Here is a 19,411-nt window from a genome sequence, read left to right as displayed (position 1 = left end):
CCGCTTCGGTTTCACCATGAAAAAACCTGACTCTCTTGCTTTAGTCTTCATTTTTCACCAGTGGTGAGAAACGCAATACACATTCCTTAAATGACAAATAACGTGAAAAAGTGCATCCCGACATATCTCTGCTGTGCCCTGATGTTGACCTGTCTGAGCAGTTATGAAGTATTGGCTCAACAGGTTTTAGTAAAACAGGATTTTTCTGTGCAGGTAAAAGACCATACTGTCGCATTGGGCGACAGGTGGACTCATGACGTTGCGCGTAAAATCGAGGTGCCGGTTGAAGGGAATTTTGTTGGTGAGGTTCCTTTTGACGGAACCAATTATAAATTCTACCAGCATCAAAGGGCTGGGTTAGAAATATTCAGTTCCAATCTCTGGTGGGATAAAGCGGAAAGACGCGTTGATGATTATATCGTGTCGCAGATTACGCTGACGGTAGCGGATATCAAAACGCCGCGTGGTATCCATGTGGGTTCAACGACGACGGAACTGAATAAAGCATACGGTGACGGTCTGGTCGAAAATGATTCCGGGGAACGGTGGGTTTCCTATGAATTGGGTAAGAAATTGCTCTCTTTTGAGATTAAAGACAGCAAGATCGCAAAAATAACAATGAATTACGATAATGGTACTTCAGAGTGATTATGACCAGAAAATATTTGGCAGCTGCCTTGCTCGCAGCTTTATTGACTGGCACTGTTGAACCGTCATTTGCACTTGAATTATCTCAGTACAATAACCTCGATACGGTAAGTCGCATCGTTGACGACAGTGCAGTGACAGACAATCTCAGGAAGGCGCTGGGTCGAGATTACGAGACGTTTATTGATAACTTTGATGTCTTTGGTGAACCGCATACCACCCCAGGTGGCGGATTGTTTGTTGAAGGCTGGCTAAAAGATCTTTATCAGGAGAACGCATCAGCTCTGGTCATCAATCCTGACGGCAAAATCTTTGCGGCCTGGGTGGTTCCGGAGTCTGACGTTATTCATTATCGGTCATCTGATAATAGTCCGGATATTCATGCCGATATTCGGCAATGGGCCGCCAGATTCAAGACGATGCATTTTGCAACGATGAACTAATCAAGATTATGCACCGTAAAATTTATTGTCAGCAAAGGCAGCCATATTTTAGTCGACCAGTCAGGTCATTGGCTCACAAAATAAAATAGCCAGCCAGCCAGCCAGCCAGCCAGCCAGCCAGCAGGCCAGCAGGCCAGCAGGCCAGCGTGAATTGGCCATTCCTCTCTCAATAGTCATCATCCCGAGTTCACTTATGAAATACACCCTTCAGGAAGGTTCGTTTTCCCTATTCCCTGCTGCCTGGCAGGATAACAGCATGAACATTATTCGTGATGACGAAAGTGGGTTGTCCGTGGTGGTCAGTCGCGGCGTTATCCCGGATGGCAGCAACTACGAACAAGAGTTCCACCGCCAGTGGGATGCTCTGCGTCCTCAGATGGGTGAGATTGCCCAGAGTGAATTCCGCAACGTAAAAGCCGGGCCTGACGGAAAAATTAACGGGCTGGAAGTCGAGACCACCTTTGACCGTAATGGCCAGCGCCTGTGGCAAAAACAGCTGGCCGTTCAGACACCGGGCAAACCGGTATTGATGATTTTTACCCTCTCGGCACTCAGAGCCTTCACCGAAGAGGACGAGGTGCGCTGGAGCGCGCTTAAGCAGAGTCTGACGCTAAACGACAACCGGAATGTGTAAGGCATGAGCGATAACAACGCGGCCCGTAAGGGCGATGAGATTATTCACTCCAGCATTTTTGCTGACATCACCAGCATTGTGGCGGAAGGTGCCGCCTATGCGGTGATCGGTGCGGCGGTGGGCGCGGCAGCCACCGTCGCTGCACCATTGCTGGGGGCGGGGGCTGCTGCCGCAGGCGTGGCGGCGATTGGTTCCAGCTGTTTGCTGAGCGGTATCATTGGCGGGGTGCTGGCAAACGTGGCGGGCATCACCGACGATATCAGCAACGCTGCGGAGGGATTGGGTAATGCACTTTTCCCGCCATCGCCTGCGGGTAAAATCACCACTGGCTCGAATAACGTTCTGACGAATGCGATCCCTGCTGCACGCGCGGCGGGCACGCTGACGCCCGCGGATACCCCTTCGCCCGAACCGCAGTCCCCGGGTAGCTTTGCCGATTACGCGGGCATGCTGCTTTCCGCTGCCGGACAGTTCGGCAGTGAAATGTGGCAGCCGAGTGTGGCATCTGCCGCTGCGGGGACTTCGCCGCTGGAAGAAGACAAGGTGGCGTGCGAAAAACACTCCGGGCCGCAGTATCTGGCAGAAGGCTCCAAAAGCGTCTTCATCAACGGACAACCCGCTGTGCGTGCGAAAGATCGCACCACCTGCGAAGGCACCGTTTCCGACGATGTCTCCCCGAACGTGATCATTGGCGGCGATACGCTGACGGTCCGCGATATCAAAAGCGGCAAAACGCCTGGGCTGGCGCTGGGGATGATTGCGCTATCCTTGCTGCGCGGGCGTCCGGGCAAGATCCTGAAAAACATGCCCTGTGCGCTGGCGGCAGCCGGCGGCGGGATGCTGGCCGATATGGCCGTCAATGCCGTGTTTGGCTCCTCGCATCCGGTTCACGCCGCCACTGGCGTGAAGGTCTTGAATGACGACGACGAGCTCGACTTCTCGCTGCCGGGGCGTTTCCCGCTTCGCTGGCAGCGCAGCTATAACAGCCTGACCACCCGCGAAGGGCTGTTTGGCCTGGGCTGGGCTACCACCTTTGACAGCTATCTGACGCTGGAAGAGAACAACGCCACCTGGTTCGATGAAACAGGACGAGAGCTGACTTTTGAGCTGCCGCCGGTTGACCGCGCGTTTTACAGCATCAGCGAAGGCATCATTATCCGCCGCAATGAGAGCGGCGACGTGGCGATTGCCGACGATGACGGCGCTGTGTGGCGTCTGTATAAACCAACCCGGGCGGAGCCATCTATCCTGCGTCTGGCCTCTCTCAGCGACGAATACGGCAACGCGCTGCTGACGGAGTGGGATGAGCACGGCAGGCTGGTCGGTCTGCACGATGAGTTGCGGGCGATAGATGTCACCCTGCGCTATGAAGATGAACGTTTCCCGCAGCGCGTGACCGCTGCCAGCCATTTTGACGGTAACCAGACATGGCCGCTGATGCAGTGGCGCTACGATGCGCGCGGACAGCTGGCGAGCGCGACGGATGCTTCCGGCGTGGTGACGCGTGAATACCGCTATAACGACCACGGCCTGATGGTCTGGCATCGCCTGCCGGGCGGTCTGGAAAGTGAATACCGCTGGAAAAAATTTGACCACTGGCGCGTGGTGGAAAACCGCACCAGCACAGGGGATGGCTGTCGCTTCACCTACGATCTGAACGCCGGGCTGACCACCGTTGAACACTACGATGGTCAGAAACGTCAGCACTACTGGAACGCGCAAAATCTGATCGTCCGCTACGTTGACGAGCGCGGCGAGAACTGGCGCTACGCGTGGGATGACAACGAGCTCCTCACGCAACGCATCGATCCGCTCGGGAACGTCGTCACCTTCGTCTACGACGACATGGGCAATCGGGTGCAGGAGATCGACGCCGACGGCAATGCCCGTACCACGACCTGGCTGGAGCACCGTGCGCTTCCCGCGGCGATTATCGAAGCAGACGGCAGTGCCACCCGGTTCTGGTACGACGAACACCACGGCCTGAAACGCGTGGTGGACCCGATGGGGCAGACCACGCAGCTGCGACGGGATGAGTTCGGTCAGGTGGTTGAAGAGGTGGACGCCGCCGGGAACAGCCGCTACCAGGAGTACAACGAGGCCGGACAAGTCGTGCGTGCGACGGATTGCTCTGGCCGCACGACCCGGTATCACTATCATCCGCTGGGCTGGCTGACGACTGAGATAAGCGCTGACGGTGAAGAGACCCATTACCGCTATGACGCTACAGGGCGTCCGGTGCAGCTCGATCGCCCGGAAGGCTGGACAGAGTCGCTCAAATGGAACGAACGTGGCCTGCCTGTGAAGCATGCTGGCGCCGACGGGAAAGAGAGTGAGTTCAGATACGATGAGGCAGGGCGCTTAACTGCCATCCGCAATACCCGGGGCGAAGAGGTTCGCCGCCGCTGGGACAGCCGCGGGCGTCTGATTGCTCTGGAAAACGAAAACGGCGAAGCGTATCAGTTCCGCTGGGGCGCAGACTCGCTGCTGCTGGAAGAGGTGGGGCTCGATGGGGTGGCCTCGCAGTATCGCTACGACGCCTGCGGGCGCACGATAGCGCGTACCTTTGCCGCCGGTCATCCCGAAGCCATTACTCACGCCTTTGCCTGGAGCGCGAGCGGCCAGTTGGTCGCCCGCACCACGCCGGAAGGGCAGACCCGCTACCATTACACCCCGTCCGGGCTGTTAAGCCGGATTGGCCTGCACCCTGCGCTTTCAGCGGATGCGTGGAGCACCGAGGCAGAGCAGGAGCTTGCCTTTGAGTATGACGCGCTCGGTCGCGTCACGCGCGAGGCGGGTGAGCACGGCGAGCTGGCGTGGCAGTATGACGCGCTGGGCAACCGCACGTCCGTCACGCTGCCAGATGGCCGCGAGCTGAAGCAGTTCTACTACGGCAGCGGGCATCTGCTCAGCATTGCCCTTGATAAGCTGTCGGTCTCCGACTTTACCCGCGACGAACTTCACCGGGAGACCAGCCGCACCCAGGGGCTGCTGACCACCCGCAGCGAGTACGACCGCCTCGGCCGCCTGCATCGCCGGGACGTCTTCACCGGCAACGCTCAGCGCCCTTCGCCGCGTCGCTGGTCCCGCCGCTGGGATTACGACTACCGCAATAACCTGGTGCGGGAAGAGCGGGACGATAACCCGTTCAGCTGGTACCGCTGGCAGTACGACAGCGCCGGACGTCTGCTCGTTCAGGACGGTACGCTGCCCGGACAGGAGCAGTGGCGCTGGGATGCGGCCGGTAACCCGCTCGAAGGCACTGCTGAGAAGATCACGCACAACCGCCTGACGCAGCTGAACGGCATTCGCTGGCGCTATGACATCCACGGCCGCACCGTGGAAAAAGATAACGGCCAGACCCGCTGGCACTACCGCTATGACGGTGAACACCGCCTGACGGAGGTCATCAGCCAGCCGCGGGACCGCAATAAACCGCAGACGCAGGTCAGCTTCCGCTACGACCCGCTCGGACGCCGCATCAGCAAAACGCGCCGCCAGATGCTGGGCGGTCAGCCAGCCGGCAAGCCGGTCACCACCCGGTTTGTCTGGGAAGGGTTCCGCTTGCTGCAGGAAGTGCACGGGGATGTGCCTCTGACCTACGTCTACAGCGACCAGGACAGCTACGATCCGCTGGCACGTATTGACGGCGTGGATGCGCCGGAGATTTTCTGGTTCCACTGCCAGCCCAACGGCACGCCGGAGCGGATGACGGATATCGAGGGGCAGGTGCGCTGGGAAGGAGTGAACAGCGCCTGGGGCAAGCTGCTGCGGGAAAGCGAGACGCAGATATCAGGATATTCTCAGAACCTGCGGATGCAGGGGCAATACCTGGACCGTGAGACAGGGCTGCACTACAATCTGTTCCGGTATTATGACCCGGACTGCGGAAGGTTTACGCAGCAGGACCCGATAGGGTTAAATGGCGGGTTAAATCTTTACAGCTATGCTCCTAATCCTATAATCTGGACAGATCCTTTAGGTCTAACACCTTGTAAGGGTTTACCTTCTACACGTAGGGCTGGGGGAACAGGCAAACATTATGATCCTGTAAATGGACAAGGGTTGTATGTGCTACACGATGGAAAGAATATTATCTATGTAGGACGTGGGGATGCACCAACGCGTTTAAATAGCCATGCAAATACACCGGGTAAATCTCATTTGGAACAGCTGACTATATTTGATAATAATTTGACCAAGGCTGAAGCTAAATACTTGGAACAAAGAATTATGGATCTTAATGGTGGAGCTAAGTCAACGAATTCCTTAACAAATCTCCTCAATAAAATCAGATCATATAGTCCTAATAACCCAAATGCTAGCACATATGATATTGCGGGTCATAGCAGTGATTGGGGTGGGAAAGTATTGAAAGATGCGTTATCAATTCTGAAAGGTAATGGTTTATGAAAGTAAAATATAAAGAGGGTGACATTTTTGTCATTCCATTGAGTAATGGGGAATATGCGATTTGTCATATTGTTTTTGCTCCAAGCAAAAAATTTAAGCAAGCAATAGGGTTCTGCATATTATCATTACAGCATACTGAAGAACTTATGGATAGCGGTTCATTAACGCCTTTAGTTTTTGAAAAGTTTGGTAAGGAGATGAAAGTTATCTTTACTGGCAACCAAAATATCAGCAAAGGCGTTTGGAAAATTATTGGTTACGCTGATCTCACAGAAGAAAAAAAACAACTGAAAATATTTAATTATGCAGGTGGTTTGTATAATGGAGAGGACGAAATCAGGAGATTATCTGTTGCAGAATACCCTAATTACACAACAATGGGGGTATCAGGGTTTGAGCTTGTCGATAACATTCTGACCAATATTTGAGTATCAGGGGAAGGGTGCTTCCCCTGTCACCTTTCGTATTACAGCAACTCATTAACGCCTTGAAAAATATCACGGGAATTTTATTTTTTGATGGCCTGACCTCACATTATAGGTAGAGCGAGAATAAAAATAGAGGTAATGTAATGAATGATAAAAAAATACAAATAGTTGACCTACTGATTTCGCATAGTCAAATATTTTTACGTTCCCGAGATTATGACGAAAAACTGAGTCAGTGGGGAAAAGGCAATGTTTCTCAAGGTGCTGTTCTACACAAGGATTATGTTATATTCGATCCATTACCAGAGGACGCGTTTGGAGCAAACGTCAATATCAAAATAGAGAATGCTTTCAAATTGGATGAAAATGCTCAGCGCTGTATTGTTGTACCATTTTTCATTACGGATAAACATAAGCTGCAAATCGCTTCTGTAACTGAGAAATTCGATTTAAATATAGATGTGAACGATAAGGTTTATTCACTCTTTTATGAGATTTGTGAAGGGGATGAAATTTACTATAATTTCACTCTTGTACCGACAAAAGAAGCTATTACTGCTAAGTTTTTGCTAGATGACCCTTGGGGAGGAATAAAAGATTATCCTCTCAAAGAAGGTTTTTTTTAAGTTAAAATTGGAATATAAAAAAACTACGTCACGCCACTGTATGGAGTTTTCGTTCAAAATAAATCAAAAATAAAACAAGAAGTTAATCACATCGCTGTCTGTGACGATGTAATCTTTCCCACCGTCCCCAAGGGCTGCTGACCAGCCGCAGCGAGTACGACAGCCTTGGCCGATTGCATCGCCGCGTCTTTACCGGCAATGCGCAGAGCCCTTCACTTTATGGAGCTTGAAGAAGTAGCGATTCCAGGCTCGGGGAATGTAAATTAGGTTGCTATATGAATGTTAATAAAGATGATGAACTCCTTGTAATAGTAAAGAACGAAGGAAGATTTTTTTGGTTTGTTGCCTTTAAAGAAAAGTGGGTTTTGGACAGAGTTAAATGGGTAGACGATTTTGTGAAAAGCGGGGTAGAAATAAACCTACAGGATATCCATAAGGAAAGATATGACATACCAGTAGTAAATGAAGAAAACGTACAGATATTCATTGATAACTTAATTAAAGATGGTTATTTATACGATAAGGATGATATAGCTGAGGCGTTTTACAATAGACTTTCAGAAAAAACAACCTGGTGGGATATATATGATCTAATGCCGGATTTATTTATAGACTTTGATAGTAAGCGACTATTTTCTGAATATGTTGAGAGTATGCATTATCACAAATATGTTTCTGATGGGTGGTTAGGTGAACTTGTTGATTTCTGCAGTGATGGATCGTTACCTCAAGATGAAATGTTCTGGATAAAAAATGAAACAGATTATAGAAGCGTTGTGATCGCTAAAGGGTAAAAATATACTTTCGGCATATCATTTTTAGACTATGCAATGTTCTATTCAACACGTTAATTATTCTTTATATTAAATGAACAAAAGCCGTTACCAGCCGTTTTGACAAACTTCAATGCACTGTGTTAAAAATATATTTCTCAGCACCTCCCCAAGGGACTTTTTTTATTGCTTAACACCCACTCTCCCAAGGGAAGTCGTCATTGTCAGTAACTGTGCGGTAAAAAACGGCTGGCATGATTGGTTTTTTCCTATGATTCTTAACGTGTTGTCCCAATCCGGACCCGCGTATTAAGATTAAAATACACATAAACGTTATACCAATACCGGGTGGCAAAAGAGGAGCTGCATAAGCAGTTCCAACAAGCGGTTTAAAGCAGAGCTAAGAGGCAAAGGATGAGTACGGTTTACATTGTCATACTGACCTATATCAAACCACTTGAAGAGGTTGACGCAGCGATACCTGCTCATGTTGAGTGGCTTAAAAAGGGGTACGAGGAAGGGATATTCCTGGCGTCCGGTAGACGGATCCCAAGAAACGGTGGGGTCATTGTCGCGAAATGTGAGAGCCTTGCCTCTCTTGAAGAGCGCTTACGCGAGGATCCTTTTCAGAGGTTAAAGCTTGCGACTGCCGAAATCATTCCCTTTGAACCCAGCATGAAAACAGAACTCCTGGAAAATGTGTTTTAACCCCGGAATAAAAAAATCCACGCCAAAGCGTGGATTTTTTTCATTCAAAACAAATCAAACGTTAAACAGGAAGTTCATTACATCGCCATCTTTAACTATGTAATCTTTCCCTTCCGCACGCATCTTGCCTGCTTCTTTCGCGCCTTGCTCACCCTTGTAGGTGATGAAGTCTTCAAACGCGATTGTCTGCGCACGAATAAAGCCTTTCTCGAAGTCGGTGTGGATCTTACCAGCCGCCTGAGGCGCAGTTGCACCTACAGGGATGGTCCACGCACGTACTTCTTTCACGCCAGCGGTGAAGTAGGTCTGCAGGTTCAGCAGCTCATAGCCTGCGCGGATCACGCGGTTCAGGCCCGGCTCTTCCAGACCCAGCTCGGCCATGAACTCTTCACGGTCGGCGTCGTCCAGCTCGGCGATGTCGGATTCAACGGCAGCGCACACCGCCACAACCACAGAACCTTCAGCCGCCGCGATTTCACGCACTTTGTCGAGGTACGGGTTATTCTCGAAACCGTCTTCGTTAACGTTGGCGATGTACATGGTTGGCTTCAGGGTCAGGAAGCTCAGGTATTTGATTGCCGCCTTGTCTTCTTCCGTCAGATTTTTCAGCGCGCGCAGCATGCCCGCGTTTTCCAGCTGTGGCAGACATTTTTCCAGCGCAGCCAGTTCCGCTTTCGCGTCCTTGTCGCCGCCTTTGGCTTTCTTCTGCACGCGGTGAATTGCGCGTTCGCAGGTGTCGAGATCAGAGAGCGCCAGCTCGGTGTTGATAACGTCGATGTCGTCAGCCGGATCCACTTTGTTGTTTACGTGGATAATGTTGTCGTTCTCGAAGCAGCGCACAACGTGACCGATCGCTTCGGTTTCACGAATATTGGTCAGGAACTGGTTACCCAGACCTTCCCCTTTGGATGCGCCTTTTACCAGGCCCGCGATATCCACGAATTCCATGGTGGTTGGCAGAATGCGCTGCGGCTTCACGATTTCCGCGAGCTGGTCCAGACGCGGGTCCGGCATTGGTACAACACCGGTGTTAGGTTCGATGGTACAGAACGGGAAGTTCGCCGCTTCGATACCCGCTTTGGTAAGCGCGTTAAACAGGGTGGATTTGCCCACGTTTGGCAGACCGACGATACCGCATTTGAATCCCATTTCTAAATCACCTTAATATCTTGATAATCAATCCGTTAACGATAACCGATTGATGAAAAGTAAATAACTACGCCTATTATACACGTAACCCGCATGACGCGCGGTAAAAAAGCCGGATCGGGCGGATTATTGCGCTTTGAAAGCGTGTAAGCGGTTTGTCGCTTTGGTTAACCCATCTTTCAGCCAGATTTCAGTGCAGCGAGCCGCTTCGTCTACCGCCCCGTCAATCAGTTTCTGCTCAGAAACCGGGGGTTTACCGAGTACGAAACCAACAACTTTGTTTTTATCGCCCGGATGACCGATTCCCACGCGCAAACGGTGGAAATTCGGGTTATTACCCAGCTTGCTGATGATATCTTTTAGACCGTTGTGGCCACCGTGCCCGCCGCCCAGTTTGAATTTTGCCACACCAGGCGGGAGATCCAGCTCATCGTGCGCCACCAGAATTTCATCCGGGTTGATACGATAAAACGTTGCCATCGCCGCCACGGCTTTACCGCTCAGGTTCATAAAGGTGGTTGGCACCAGCAGACGAACATCAGCGCCAGCAAGGTTGATACGTGAGGTATAGCCAAAGAATTTAGGTTCTTCACGCAAAGGAGCACGTAACCGCTCGGCCAGGAGATCGACGTACCATGCCCCGGCATTATGGCGTGTTGCCGCATACTCTGCGCCTGGGTTGGCGAGGCCGACAATCAGTTTAATCGTCACGATTCAATTCCTAATGGGTTCCAGATCTGGCGCGTAGTTTACTGTCTGACGAGCCGCTTGACAAAATTCTGCGATCTTCACAGCGGAATACGAATAATTTCTTATTTGAACAATTAGAATTTCAAGCTGTTCAACGTCTTATTTGTAAACTTTTGTTTGGATGTGATCGGTAATTGTGATCATTCACGCAACTCATAAAAGAGGCGTTGTCTATACTTTACACACAAGGATTAGGGGCTTTTCCCCTGACAACCCAAAGTTCCGGAGGTGACACATGAAACGCAAAAACGCTTCGTTATTCGGTAACGTGCTGATGGGGTTGGGACTGTTCGTGATGGTAGCCGGCGTGGGTTATTCAATTTTAAACCAACTGCCGCAGCTTGACCTCCCGCAATACTTCGCGCATGGCGCTATATTGAGCATCTTCATTGGTGCGGTATTGTGGCTGGCAGGGGCCCGCATGAGCGGTCGTGAGGAAGTGTGTGACAAATACTGGTGGGTGCGCCACTACGACAAGCGCTGTCGTCGCGACCAGCACAAGCACAGTTAGTGCGACGATAAAGAACACCGAAACGGCTCCCAAGGGAGTCGTTTTTTTTTGCACGGACATGAAGCAGGAACCGCATATGATGAAGGGAATATGGATGGTGCCTGCCGTGCTTGCATCGCTCCAGCAGGCCACCCGGGTGATGATGCAGAGACGTTATTCTGCATCAGGCCACTCACAGATCCGCTAATGCGGCTTCACGGTTAGGGTAGAAGGAGAGTCGGCCAGGGATTGGCTGCACGCCCGCGCGCGCCATGGTGCGTAGAGGCTGGAATTCCAGGTTACTCACGCGCAGCTCACAGCCTTCCGGCAGACGTTTCACAAAGCGCTGGAAGGCATCCAGGCCACCGGCATCCAGCACCGGAACGGCATCCCATTTAAGCACCACAATCCGTTTACCCGCGATGCGGGATTCGAGATCGCTGAACAGCCCCTCCGCGGCGGCAAAGAACAGCGGGCCAATCACGCGCAGAACCAGCACATCGTCAGGCACTTCGACGTTCACCGGGGAAAGACGCGTCATCTGCGCAATACGACGCATAAACAGCAGGGACGCCAGCACAATCCCGACGCTGATGGCAATGACCATATCAAACAGCACGGTCAGCGACATACAAAGCAGCATCACGATAATGTCGTCTTTCGGGGCACGGCGGAGCAGGTTCACCACCTTATGCGCCTCACTCATGTTCCAGGCTACCATCAGCAGCAGAGCTGCCATGGCTGAAAGCGGTAGCCAGGAGAGCAACGGAGCAAGGATAAGCAGGGCGAGGATCACCAGCACGGAGTGGATCACTGCCGAAATGGGGGATGTTGCCCCGGCACGCACGTTTGCCGCGGAGCGTGCGATGGCTGCCGTTGCAGTGATGCCGCCAAAGAACGGTGCGATAAGGTTACCCAGACCCTGACCAACGAGCTCGCTGTTGGCTTTATGCTTCGTTCCCGTCATGCCGTCCAGTACCACCGCGCAGAGCAGAGATTCAATGGCCCCCAGCATTGCCATTGAGAAGGCCGCGGGAAGGAGGGCGCGCAGGGAATCCCAGCTTAGCGTGAAGCTGGAACCGGGCATATCCCACGGCAACACCAGCTGCGGTAACAGCTGCGGAATACCGCTTCCCTGTGAACCGTCCGCCAGAACATAGTGGAATTGCGAGCCGATAGTAGCGACATGGCCACCGAACATATTGACGATGGCCATTACCGCGCAGCCCAGCAGCAGTGCGGGCAGATGGCCAGGGAGACGAATGCCCAGACGAGGCCACACAATCAGTGTACCCAGCGTCACAATCCCGATGGCGGCGTCGCCCAGGTTGGCGGTCGGCAGCGCCATAAATAGCGCACCGACTTTTTGCAGATAGTGTTCAGGTACGTGAGCCATCTGCAGGCCCAGGAAGTCCTTGATCTGCATGGTTCCGATGGTGATACCAATCCCGGAGGTGAACCCCAGCGTCACGGAAAGGGGAATGTATTCTATCAACCTGCCAAAACGGGCCAGACCAAACAAAATCAAAAAGACGCCGGACATCAGGGTGGCAACCAGCAGGCCTGCCAGGCCAAACTGCTGGGAAACCGGGTAGAGGATCACCACAAAGGCAGCGGTCGGGCCAGAGACGCTAAAGCGTGAACCACCGGTCAGGGCAATGACGATCCCGGCAACGGCCGAAGTATAAAGGCCATACTGTGGTGCAACGCCGCTGCCAATCGCCAGCGCCATTGCCAGCGGAATGGCGATAATGCCAACGGTGATCCCGGCTATCAGGTCACGTACAAAGCGTGACGAGGTGTATTTCTCTTTCCAGCAAGCGTCGATGAGGGCGCGAAAGGGCAGAACATGTGAGGAGGTTACGTTTTTCACAATTATCTATCTTCCAGATGCGCATCATCTGTCATGTGAATGGCAGGTGAAGGAGGCATTGATCATACAAATAAATATTAAAGACAAAAAAACCCGCCGCAGCGGGTTTTTTGGCCGTGCTCGATTAGTGTTCGAACATAGCTGAGATGGATTCTTCGTTGCTGATACGACGAATCGCTTCGGCCAGCATCCCGGACAGGGTCAAAGTACGCACGTTTGGCAGCGCTTTGATTTCGTCACTCAGTGGGATGGTATCGCACACCACAACTTCGTCAATGACGGAGTTACGGAGGTTGTTTACCGCGTTACCGGAGAAGATAGGGTGAGTTGCGTAAGCGAATACGCGCTTGGCACCACGTTCTTTCAGTGCTTCTGCAGCTTTACACAGCGTACCGCCGGTATCGATCATGTCGTCAACCAGCACGCAGTCACGGCCAGCTACGTCACCGATGATATGCATCACCTGAGAAACGTTAGCGCGCGGACGACGTTTGTCGATGATCGCCATATCGGTATCGTTCAGCAGCTTCGCGATAGCACGAGCACGTACCACGCCACCGATGTCCGGAGAAACCACAATTGGGTTGTCCAGGTTCAGTTGCAGCATGTCTTCCAGCAGAATTGGGCTGCCGAATACGTTATCTACCGGGACGTCGAAGAAGCCCTGGATCTGCTCTGCGTGCAGGTCAACGGTCAGTACGCGGTCAACGCCGACGCTGGACAGGAAGTCAGCAACAACTTTGGCGGTGATAGGTACACGTGCAGAACGAACACGACGGTCCTGACGGGCATAGCCGAAGTAAGGGATTACAGCAGTGATACGGCCTGCTGAAGCGCGACGCAGCGCGTCGACCATAACAACCAGTTCCATCAGGTTGTCATTTGTTGGAGCACAGGTGGACTGGATGATGAAAATATCACCACCGCGTACATTTTCGTTAATTTGTACGCTGACTTCGCCGTCGCTAAAGCGACCTACGGCGGCGTCGCCGAGGGAAGTGTACAGGCGGTTGGCAATACGTTGTGCTAGTTCCGGGGTGGCGTTACCAGCAAAAAGCTTCATATCAGGCACGAGAAGAACCTCAGGCATGCGTCCAGTGGTGGATAGCGTTCGCCGCAAACTGTGCGGGCCAGGCGAATACTACCCAGGCGGTGTATTAAAGAGCGCGATGCAACGTCTGGAACAGGGTGACGTTGTCACCGAAACTCAGTCTGCGCCAGAATGGCCTGCTGTAGGGGAGAGGTGTTCATCCCACGCGCTACAAAACCATGCAGCCAAACCGGCGCTTGCTCAAGCACCTGACGAGCGGCGGATTCGGTGTCAAATTCAGCAAAGACACAGGCCCCTGTACCAGTCAGGCGCGACGGCGCGTATTCTAACAGCCAGGAAAGCACCGCATCAACCTCGCGAAAACGTTTTCTTGCGATATCCTCGCAATCGTTGCTGAATTCACAATTTAATAACGTTTCTATTGACCGAACCGGAGTATCTCTTTTCAGGTCAGGATCTTTAAAGATGACCGGGGTCGGAATGCTCACGCCGGGATGGGCAACGAGATACCATTTTTCCGGCGGCTCGACCGGAGAGAGGATCTCACCTACACCTTCGGCAAATGCCGCATGACCACGAATAAACACCGGTACATCCGCGCCCAGCGTCAATCCTAAGGCTGCCAGTTCGTCCGTCGACAGCCCACAACCCCAGAGATGGTTCAGAGCAACCAGCACGGTTGCGGCATTGGATGAGCCCCCACCGAGACCGCCACCCATTGGCAGACGTTTCTCAATGCGGATATTTGCGCCGCTTCCTGTCGGTAGTCGTCCGGAGTCAGTTGTCGCTCTCATCAGCAGGCGCGCAGCGCGGACAATCAGGTTGTCCTCATGCGCAACACTTTCGACAGGCGTCAGCAGGCAAACCTGCCCGTCCTGACGCAGCTCAATCGAGATCGTGTCACCATAGTCAATAAACTGAAACAGCGTCTGCAGGGTGTGATAGCCATCAGCACGCTGGCCGGTGATGTATAAAAACAGGTTCAGTTTTGCCGGAGAGGGCCAGTGGGTCATCATTTAACGATCCAGTTGTCCATTTTCAGCTTGATACGCTGGCTGCCCTGGGTCAGTTCCATATTCGATGGCAGAGAAGGTTTACTGTTGCTGTCATAGGCGCTGTACACCACTTTCCAGGTTTTGCCATTCTGCGCGTAATTCACCTGGCTTAGACGGTACTGATCGTCAAGCTGGTAGTCGGTGGCATCCCCCGGCAGGCCAAGGATCCACTGGCGCAGGCTGTTGAGCGGGATAGGCATTCCCGTCAGCTTACCAATCATCTCTTCGGCATCTGTTGCGGTGTAATGCTGGCCTTTGTTATCGGTGATCTGCGCTTCGCCCGGTTTCGCGATAAGCTCCAGTTCGGTGCTGCCCAGCGGGTTCAGCAGCAGCAGACGGTAGTTGTCCTGGCCTGTTTGCTGCCAGAAGAAACGCGCATAAACCTTTTGTTCGTCAGAGAGATACGCGAAAGCGCCGCGAGTCTGGTACTGGCTCAAATTACGGACGTCCTGCTGGTGTTGACGCCACTGCGGAGAATCAGGGCTTTTGCCTGGGCCTTTTGGTTGGGTGACAGTACAGGCGGTCAGAACCAGTGCGGCCAGCGGCAGCAGGCGAATCAGTCGGGTCATAATGAGGACAAATCCTTGAGATACGTTGCAGTTATAACTGTTAATGCTAGCGTTGAAGGGGCCCACCGTCTACGTTCAAATTATCTCAAAGCGCGATGTAACCTATTACTCCGAAAGGGTGCAGTCTCTTTTATTGATCTCGCGCATCCTGTATGATGCGTTCTGCTAACCTTATTAACGCTGGTACTACTCCCGCTCAACATGACCTTATTAGCACTCGGCATTAACCACAAAACAGCCCCGGTTTCGCTGCGAGAACGCGTAACGTTTTCGCCAGACACGCTTGACCTGGCGCTGGACAGCTTGCTTGCACAACCTATGGTGCAGGGTGGCGTGGTGCTCTCGACGTGCAACCGTACCGAGCTTTATTTGAGTGTGGAAGAGCAGGATAACCTGCACGAGGCGCTGATCCGCTGGCTATGCGACTACCACAATCTCAACGAAGACGAACTGCGCAATAGCCTGTACTGGCATCAGGACAATGATGCCGTCAGCCATCTGATGCGCGTGGCCAGCGGGCTGGATTCGCTGGTTCTCGGCGAACCGCAAATTCTGGGGCAGGTGAAAAAAGCGTTTGCGGATTCGCAAAAAGGGCATCTGAAGGCCAGTGAACTGGAGCGTATGTTCCAGAAGTCATTCTCCGTGGCTAAGCGTGTGCGAACCGAAACCGACATTGGTGCCAGTGCGGTTTCTGTTGCTTTCGCGGCCTGCACCCTTGCACGCCAAATCTTTGAATCCCTGTCGACCGTTACCGTGATGCTGGTGGGTGCGGGCGAAACCATCGAACTTGTCGCGCGCCATCTGCGCGAACATAAAGTGAAAAAGATGATTATCGCCAACCGTACCCGCGAACGTGCTCAGGTGCTGGCGGACGAAGTGGGCGCAGAGGTGGTGGCGTTAAGCGACATTGATGAACGCCTGAAAGAGGCGGACATTATTATCAGCTCTACCGCCAGCCCACTGCCGATCATCGGTAAAGGGATGGTGGAGCGTGCGCTGAAATCCCGTCGTAATCAGCCGATGCTGCTGGTGGATATCGCCGTCCCGCGCGATGTTGAGCCAGAAGTCGGTAAACTGGCTAACGCCTATCTTTACAGCGTGGATGACCTGCAAAGTATCATTTCGCACAACCTTGCCCAGCGTAAAGCGGCGGCAGTGCAGGCGGAAACCATTGTTGAGCAGGAAACCAGTGAGTTTATGGCCTGGCTGCGCGCGCAAAGCGTCAGCGAGACCATCCGCGAGTACCGCGGGCAGGCGGAGCAGGTGCGTGATGACCTGACAGCCAAAGCGTTAGCGGCCCTGGAACAGGGTGGCGACGCAAATGCGATTATGCAAGATCTGGCGTGGAAACTGACCAACCGCCTGATCCATGCCCCAACCAAATCTCTTCAGCAGGCTGCCCGTGACGGGGATGATGAACGCCTGACTATTCTGCGCAACAGCCTCGGGCTGGAATAGCGCCCTATACCCATTTTCTAAGACAAGGTGCACTTACGCCTATGAAGCCTTCTATCGTCGCTAAACTGGAAGCTCTGCACGAGCGCCATGAGGAAGTACAGGCGCTGCTCGGTGATGCCGGGACCATTGCGGACCAGGAACGTTTTCGCGCGCTCTCTCGCGAATACGCGCAGTTAAGTGATGTTTCTAAATGCTTTACTGACTGGCGACAGGTTCAGGAAGATATTGAAACTGCGCAGATGATGCTTGATGACCCTGAAATGCGCGAAATGGCGCAGGAAGAGTTGCAGGATGCGAAAGCGCGTTCGGAAGAGATGGAACAGCAGCTTCAGGTGCTGCTGCTGCCGAAAGATCCGGACGATGAACGTAATGCATTTGTGGAAGTCCGCGCCGGTACCGGCGGTGATGAAGCGGCCCTGTTTGCCGGGGATCTGTTCCGCATGTACAGCCGCTACGCTGAATCGCGCCGCTGGCGTGTGGAGATCATGAGCGCCAACGAAGGCGAGCATGGTGGTTTTAAAGAAGTGATCGCGAAGATCAGCGGCGACGGCGTATACGGTCGTCTCAAGTTTGAATCTGGCGGTCATCGTGTGCAGCGCGTACCTGCCACCGAATCGCAGGGGCGTATTCATACGTCAGCCTGTACCGTTGCGGTCATGCCGGAGCTGCCGGAAGCGGAACTGCCGGACATCAACCCGGCGGACCTGCGTATTGATACCTTCCGTTCCTCCGGAGCGGGTGGTCAGCACGTTAACACCACCGACTCCGCCATCCGTATTACCCACCTGCCGACCGGTATTGTCGTTGAATGTCAGGACGAACGTTCGCAGCATAAAAACAAAGCCAAAGCGCTTTCCGTGCTCGGTGCGCGTATCCACGCGGCAGAAATGGCAAAACGCCAGCAGGCAGAAGCGTCTACCCGCCGTAACCTGCTGGGCAGCGGCGACCGCAGCGACCGTAACCGTACCTACAACTTCCCGCAGGGGCGCGTGACCGACCACCGCATCAACCTGACGCTTTACCGTCTGGACGAAGTGATGGAAGGCAAGCTGGATATGCTGATTGAGCCTATTGTGCAGGAATACCAGGCCGATCAGCTGGCGGCGCTGTCCGAGCAGGAATAATGGATTTCCAGCGCTGGTTACGCCAGGCCGTCGGTGAGCTTTCAGAAAGTGAGAGTCCAAAACGCGACGCCGAAATCTTGCTTGAGCATGTGACGGGGAAACCGCGCACGTATCTGCTGGCTTTTGGGGAAACACAGCTGGCTTCTGAGCAGGAGACGCAACTTGCCACGCTGCTTGCCCGTCGTAAGGCCGGTGAGCCGGTGGCGCATCTGGTTGGAGAGCGGGAATTCTGGTCGTTACCTTTGTACGTTTCGGCAGCGACCCTGATCCCACGTCCGGACACCGAGTGTCTGGTCGAGCAGGCGCTGGCGCGTTTACCGGCTAGCGCCAGTCGAATCCTCGATCTTGGCACTGGCACGGGCGCTATTGCACTGGCGATTGCCAGTGAACGCCCGGACTGTGATGTGACGGCAGTGGATGTGATGCCAGACGCGGTAGCGCTGGCAAAGCGTAACGTGGACAGGCTCGGCCTGACTAATGTCACCGTACTGCACAGCAGCTGGTTTAGCGCGCTGGAAAATCACACGTTTGGGATGATTGTCAGCAACCCTCCTTACATTGACGAACATGATCCGCATCTTGCGCAGGGAGATGTCCGTTTCGAACCGCTGACGGCCCTGGTCGCCGCTAACGAGGGACTGGCCGATCTTGATCACATTGTGACAACGTCACGGAAGCATTTAGTTCGCGGCGGCTGGCTGCTGGTGGAGCACGGCTGGACGCAGGGAGAAGCCGTGCGGGCGCTGTTTACGCAAGCAGGCTACACCGCAGTGGAAACCTGCCGCGACTACGGCGGCAACGAACGTCTGACGCTGGGGCAGTGGTGATGAGCCTGTTTACTGTGCTTATTTCCGCTCACCTGATTTCCGTTGCGCTGACCATCGGTTTTTTCATCGTGCGCTACTGGTGGCGTTACAGCAACAATCCGCTGATGGATGCCCGCTGGGTGCGTGTCGCACCGCACTGTATCGATACGGTTCTGTTCCTGACTGGCGCCGGACTCATGTGGAAGACCGGCTATCTGCCATTTACTGATAAAGGCGCATGGCTGACTGAAAAGCTGTTTGGCGTTATCATCTATATCGTTTTGGGTTTTATCGCGCTTGGGCGTCGTCGTCCGCGCAGCCAGCAGGTGGGATTTATTGCCTTTCTGCTGGGTCTGGTGGTGCTGTACATCATCATTAAACTCGCCACCACAAGAATACCGTTACTGGGGTAA

General features: G+C 53.4%; 19 protein-coding genes and 1 pseudogene. 14 read left to right on the top strand and 6 right to left on the bottom strand.

What is annotated here, in order from left to right; all coding sequences use genetic code 11:
- The first annotated feature begins 102 nt into the window (after positions 1-102).
- From JGF26_RS13355 to JGF26_RS13320, 8 genes are all read left to right on the top strand, one after another.
- A complete protein-coding gene (locus tag JGF26_RS13355; protein WP_240739549.1) occupies positions 103-648 on the top strand; it encodes a hypothetical protein in 546 nt (181 codons plus the stop codon).
- A 2-nt stretch (positions 649-650) separates the two neighbouring features.
- Positions 651-1,091, top strand: a complete 441-nt coding sequence (locus tag JGF26_RS13350) for a hypothetical protein (RefSeq protein WP_238934220.1) — start codon at positions 651-653, stop codon at positions 1,089-1,091.
- 193 nt (positions 1,092-1,284) lie between these two features.
- Positions 1,285-1,725, top strand: coding sequence for a DcrB-related protein (locus JGF26_RS13345; RefSeq protein ID WP_049005139.1), 441 nt, complete (start codon positions 1,285-1,287; stop codon positions 1,723-1,725).
- Between the two features lie 3 nt (positions 1,726-1,728).
- On the top strand, positions 1,729-6,138 hold the full coding sequence (locus tag JGF26_RS13340; protein WP_238934219.1) for an RHS repeat-associated core domain-containing protein: 4,410 nt from the start codon (positions 1,729-1,731) through the stop codon (positions 6,136-6,138).
- The gene (locus JGF26_RS13335; RefSeq protein ID WP_134708089.1) at positions 6,135-6,566 is read left to right on the top strand and encodes an immunity 26/phosphotriesterase HocA family protein; all 432 of its coding nucleotides are present in this window, start codon (positions 6,135-6,137) and stop codon (positions 6,564-6,566) included. Before JGF26_RS13340 ends, JGF26_RS13335 begins: the two co-directional genes overlap by 4 nt.
- A gap of 143 nt (positions 6,567-6,709) precedes the next feature.
- The gene (gene comJ / locus JGF26_RS13330) at positions 6,710-7,192 is read left to right on the top strand and encodes a competence protein ComJ (protein WP_134708090.1); all 483 of its coding nucleotides are present in this window, start codon (positions 6,710-6,712) and stop codon (positions 7,190-7,192) included.
- A gap of 275 nt (positions 7,193-7,467) precedes the next feature.
- Positions 7,468-7,986, top strand: a complete 519-nt coding sequence (locus tag JGF26_RS13325) for a hypothetical protein (protein ID WP_134708091.1) — start codon at positions 7,468-7,470, stop codon at positions 7,984-7,986.
- Between the two features lie 393 nt (positions 7,987-8,379).
- Positions 8,380-8,673, top strand: a complete 294-nt coding sequence (locus tag JGF26_RS13320) for a YciI family protein (protein ID WP_134708092.1) — start codon at positions 8,380-8,382, stop codon at positions 8,671-8,673.
- A 54-nt stretch (positions 8,674-8,727) separates the two neighbouring features.
- On the opposite strand, the gene ychF is transcribed toward JGF26_RS13320, so the two are convergent.
- Positions 8,728-9,822: a redox-regulated ATPase YchF gene (gene ychF, locus JGF26_RS13315; RefSeq protein ID WP_010432886.1), complete on the bottom strand. Its 1,095-nt coding sequence runs from the start codon at positions 9,820-9,822 to the stop codon at positions 8,728-8,730.
- 126 nt (positions 9,823-9,948) lie between these two features.
- Positions 9,949-10,533 (bottom strand): aminoacyl-tRNA hydrolase, encoded by a 585-nt coding sequence (gene pth / locus JGF26_RS13310; RefSeq protein ID WP_134708093.1) that lies wholly within the window; start codon positions 10,531-10,533, stop codon positions 9,949-9,951.
- 274 nt (positions 10,534-10,807) lie between these two features.
- Here pth and ychH point away from each other — a divergent pair, with 274 nt between their 5' ends.
- Complete coding sequence (gene ychH, locus JGF26_RS13305) at positions 10,808-11,083, top strand: stress-induced protein YchH (protein WP_028018741.1); 276 nt, start codon at positions 10,808-10,810, stop codon at positions 11,081-11,083.
- Positions 11,084-11,141: 58 nt separating this feature from the next.
- Positions 11,142-11,270, top strand: a pseudogene (locus tag JGF26_RS22425) (MerR family transcriptional regulator); the annotation flags it as partial.
- On the opposite strand, the gene dauA reads toward JGF26_RS22425, so the two are convergent.
- The 4 genes from dauA to lolB all read right to left on the bottom strand — a co-directional run bounded on the left by dauA (position 11,256) and on the right by lolB (position 15,610).
- Positions 11,256-12,935: a C4-dicarboxylic acid transporter DauA gene (dauA, locus tag JGF26_RS13300; protein ID WP_049005085.1), complete on the bottom strand. Its 1,680-nt coding sequence runs from the start codon at positions 12,933-12,935 to the stop codon at positions 11,256-11,258. The pseudogene JGF26_RS22425 and the gene dauA overlap by 15 nt on opposite strands.
- Before the next feature lie 124 nt (positions 12,936-13,059).
- Complete coding sequence (prs, locus tag JGF26_RS13295) at positions 13,060-14,007, bottom strand: ribose-phosphate diphosphokinase (protein ID WP_003856663.1); 948 nt, start codon at positions 14,005-14,007, stop codon at positions 13,060-13,062.
- Between the two features lie 125 nt (positions 14,008-14,132).
- Complete coding sequence (gene ispE, locus JGF26_RS13290; protein WP_134708094.1) at positions 14,133-15,002, bottom strand: 4-(cytidine 5'-diphospho)-2-C-methyl-D-erythritol kinase; 870 nt, start codon at positions 15,000-15,002, stop codon at positions 14,133-14,135.
- Entirely contained in the window at positions 14,999-15,610 is a 612-nt protein-coding gene (gene lolB / locus JGF26_RS13285; RefSeq protein WP_028018744.1) for a lipoprotein insertase outer membrane protein LolB, read from the bottom strand. The genes ispE and lolB overlap by 4 nt, the downstream gene beginning before the upstream one ends.
- A gap of 201 nt (positions 15,611-15,811) precedes the next feature.
- Between lolB and hemA the strand changes: the two genes are divergently transcribed.
- Genes hemA through sirB2 form a run of 4 tightly spaced genes read left to right on the top strand, consistent with a single transcriptional unit; the run spans position 15,812 to position 19,411 of the window.
- Positions 15,812-17,068 (top strand): glutamyl-tRNA reductase, encoded by a 1,257-nt coding sequence (gene hemA / locus JGF26_RS13280; RefSeq protein WP_128347571.1) that lies wholly within the window; start codon positions 15,812-15,814, stop codon positions 17,066-17,068.
- Positions 17,069-17,109: 41 nt separating this feature from the next.
- Positions 17,110-18,192, top strand: coding sequence for a peptide chain release factor 1 (gene prfA, locus JGF26_RS13275; RefSeq protein WP_049005087.1), 1,083 nt, complete (start codon positions 17,110-17,112; stop codon positions 18,190-18,192).
- Positions 18,192-19,019 carry a peptide chain release factor N(5)-glutamine methyltransferase gene (gene prmC, locus JGF26_RS13270; protein ID WP_134708095.1) on the top strand — a complete coding sequence of 276 codons (828 nt, stop codon included), beginning with the start codon at positions 18,192-18,194 and terminating at the stop codon, positions 19,017-19,019. Before prfA ends, prmC begins: the two co-directional genes overlap by 1 nt.
- Positions 19,019-19,411 (top strand): invasion regulator SirB2, encoded by a 393-nt coding sequence (gene sirB2, locus JGF26_RS13265; protein ID WP_028018748.1) that lies wholly within the window; start codon positions 19,019-19,021, stop codon positions 19,409-19,411. Before prmC ends, sirB2 begins: the two co-directional genes overlap by 1 nt.

Source organism: Enterobacter sp. E1, assembly GCF_016809815.1.
In the GTDB taxonomy this organism is placed as follows: domain Bacteria; phylum Pseudomonadota; class Gammaproteobacteria; order Enterobacterales; family Enterobacteriaceae; genus Enterobacter; species Enterobacter adelaidei.
The sequence above is the reverse complement of the archived record's forward strand: the minus strand, read 5'-3'. Positions and strand labels throughout refer to the sequence as shown.

What these genes read in the sequence shown, in the direction of transcription:
- JGF26_RS13350 (WP_238934220.1), top strand. Translation starts at nt 651, where the DNA reads ATGACCAGAAAATATTTGGCAGCTGCCTTGCTCGCAGCTTTATTGACT.
- JGF26_RS13345 (WP_049005139.1), top strand. Translation starts at nt 1,285, where the DNA reads ATGAAATACACCCTTCAGGAAGGTTCGTTTTCCCTATTCCCTGCTGCC.
- JGF26_RS13340 (WP_238934219.1), top strand. Translation starts at nt 1,729, where the DNA reads ATGAGCGATAACAACGCGGCCCGTAAGGGCGATGAGATTATTCACTCC.
- JGF26_RS13335 (WP_134708089.1), top strand. Translation starts at nt 6,135, where the DNA reads ATGAAAGTAAAATATAAAGAGGGTGACATTTTTGTCATTCCATTGAGT.
- comJ (WP_134708090.1), top strand. Translation starts at nt 6,710, where the DNA reads ATGAATGATAAAAAAATACAAATAGTTGACCTACTGATTTCGCATAGT.
- JGF26_RS13325 (WP_134708091.1), top strand. Translation starts at nt 7,468, where the DNA reads ATGAATGTTAATAAAGATGATGAACTCCTTGTAATAGTAAAGAACGAA.
- JGF26_RS13320 (WP_134708092.1), top strand. Translation starts at nt 8,380, where the DNA reads ATGAGTACGGTTTACATTGTCATACTGACCTATATCAAACCACTTGAA.
- ychF (WP_010432886.1), bottom strand. Translation starts at nt 9,822, where the DNA reads ATGGGATTCAAATGCGGTATCGTCGGTCTGCCAAACGTGGGCAAATCC.
- ychH (WP_028018741.1), top strand. Translation starts at nt 10,808, where the DNA reads ATGAAACGCAAAAACGCTTCGTTATTCGGTAACGTGCTGATGGGGTTG.
- ispE (WP_134708094.1), bottom strand. Translation starts at nt 15,002, where the DNA reads ATGATGACCCACTGGCCCTCTCCGGCAAAACTGAACCTGTTTTTATAC.
- lolB (WP_028018744.1), bottom strand. Translation starts at nt 15,610, where the DNA reads ATGACCCGACTGATTCGCCTGCTGCCGCTGGCCGCACTGGTTCTGACC.
- hemA (WP_128347571.1), top strand. Translation starts at nt 15,812, where the DNA reads ATGACCTTATTAGCACTCGGCATTAACCACAAAACAGCCCCGGTTTCG.
- prfA (WP_049005087.1), top strand. Translation starts at nt 17,110, where the DNA reads ATGAAGCCTTCTATCGTCGCTAAACTGGAAGCTCTGCACGAGCGCCAT.
- prmC (WP_134708095.1), top strand. Translation starts at nt 18,192, where the DNA reads ATGGATTTCCAGCGCTGGTTACGCCAGGCCGTCGGTGAGCTTTCAGAA.
- sirB2 (WP_028018748.1), top strand. Translation starts at nt 19,019, where the DNA reads ATGAGCCTGTTTACTGTGCTTATTTCCGCTCACCTGATTTCCGTTGCG.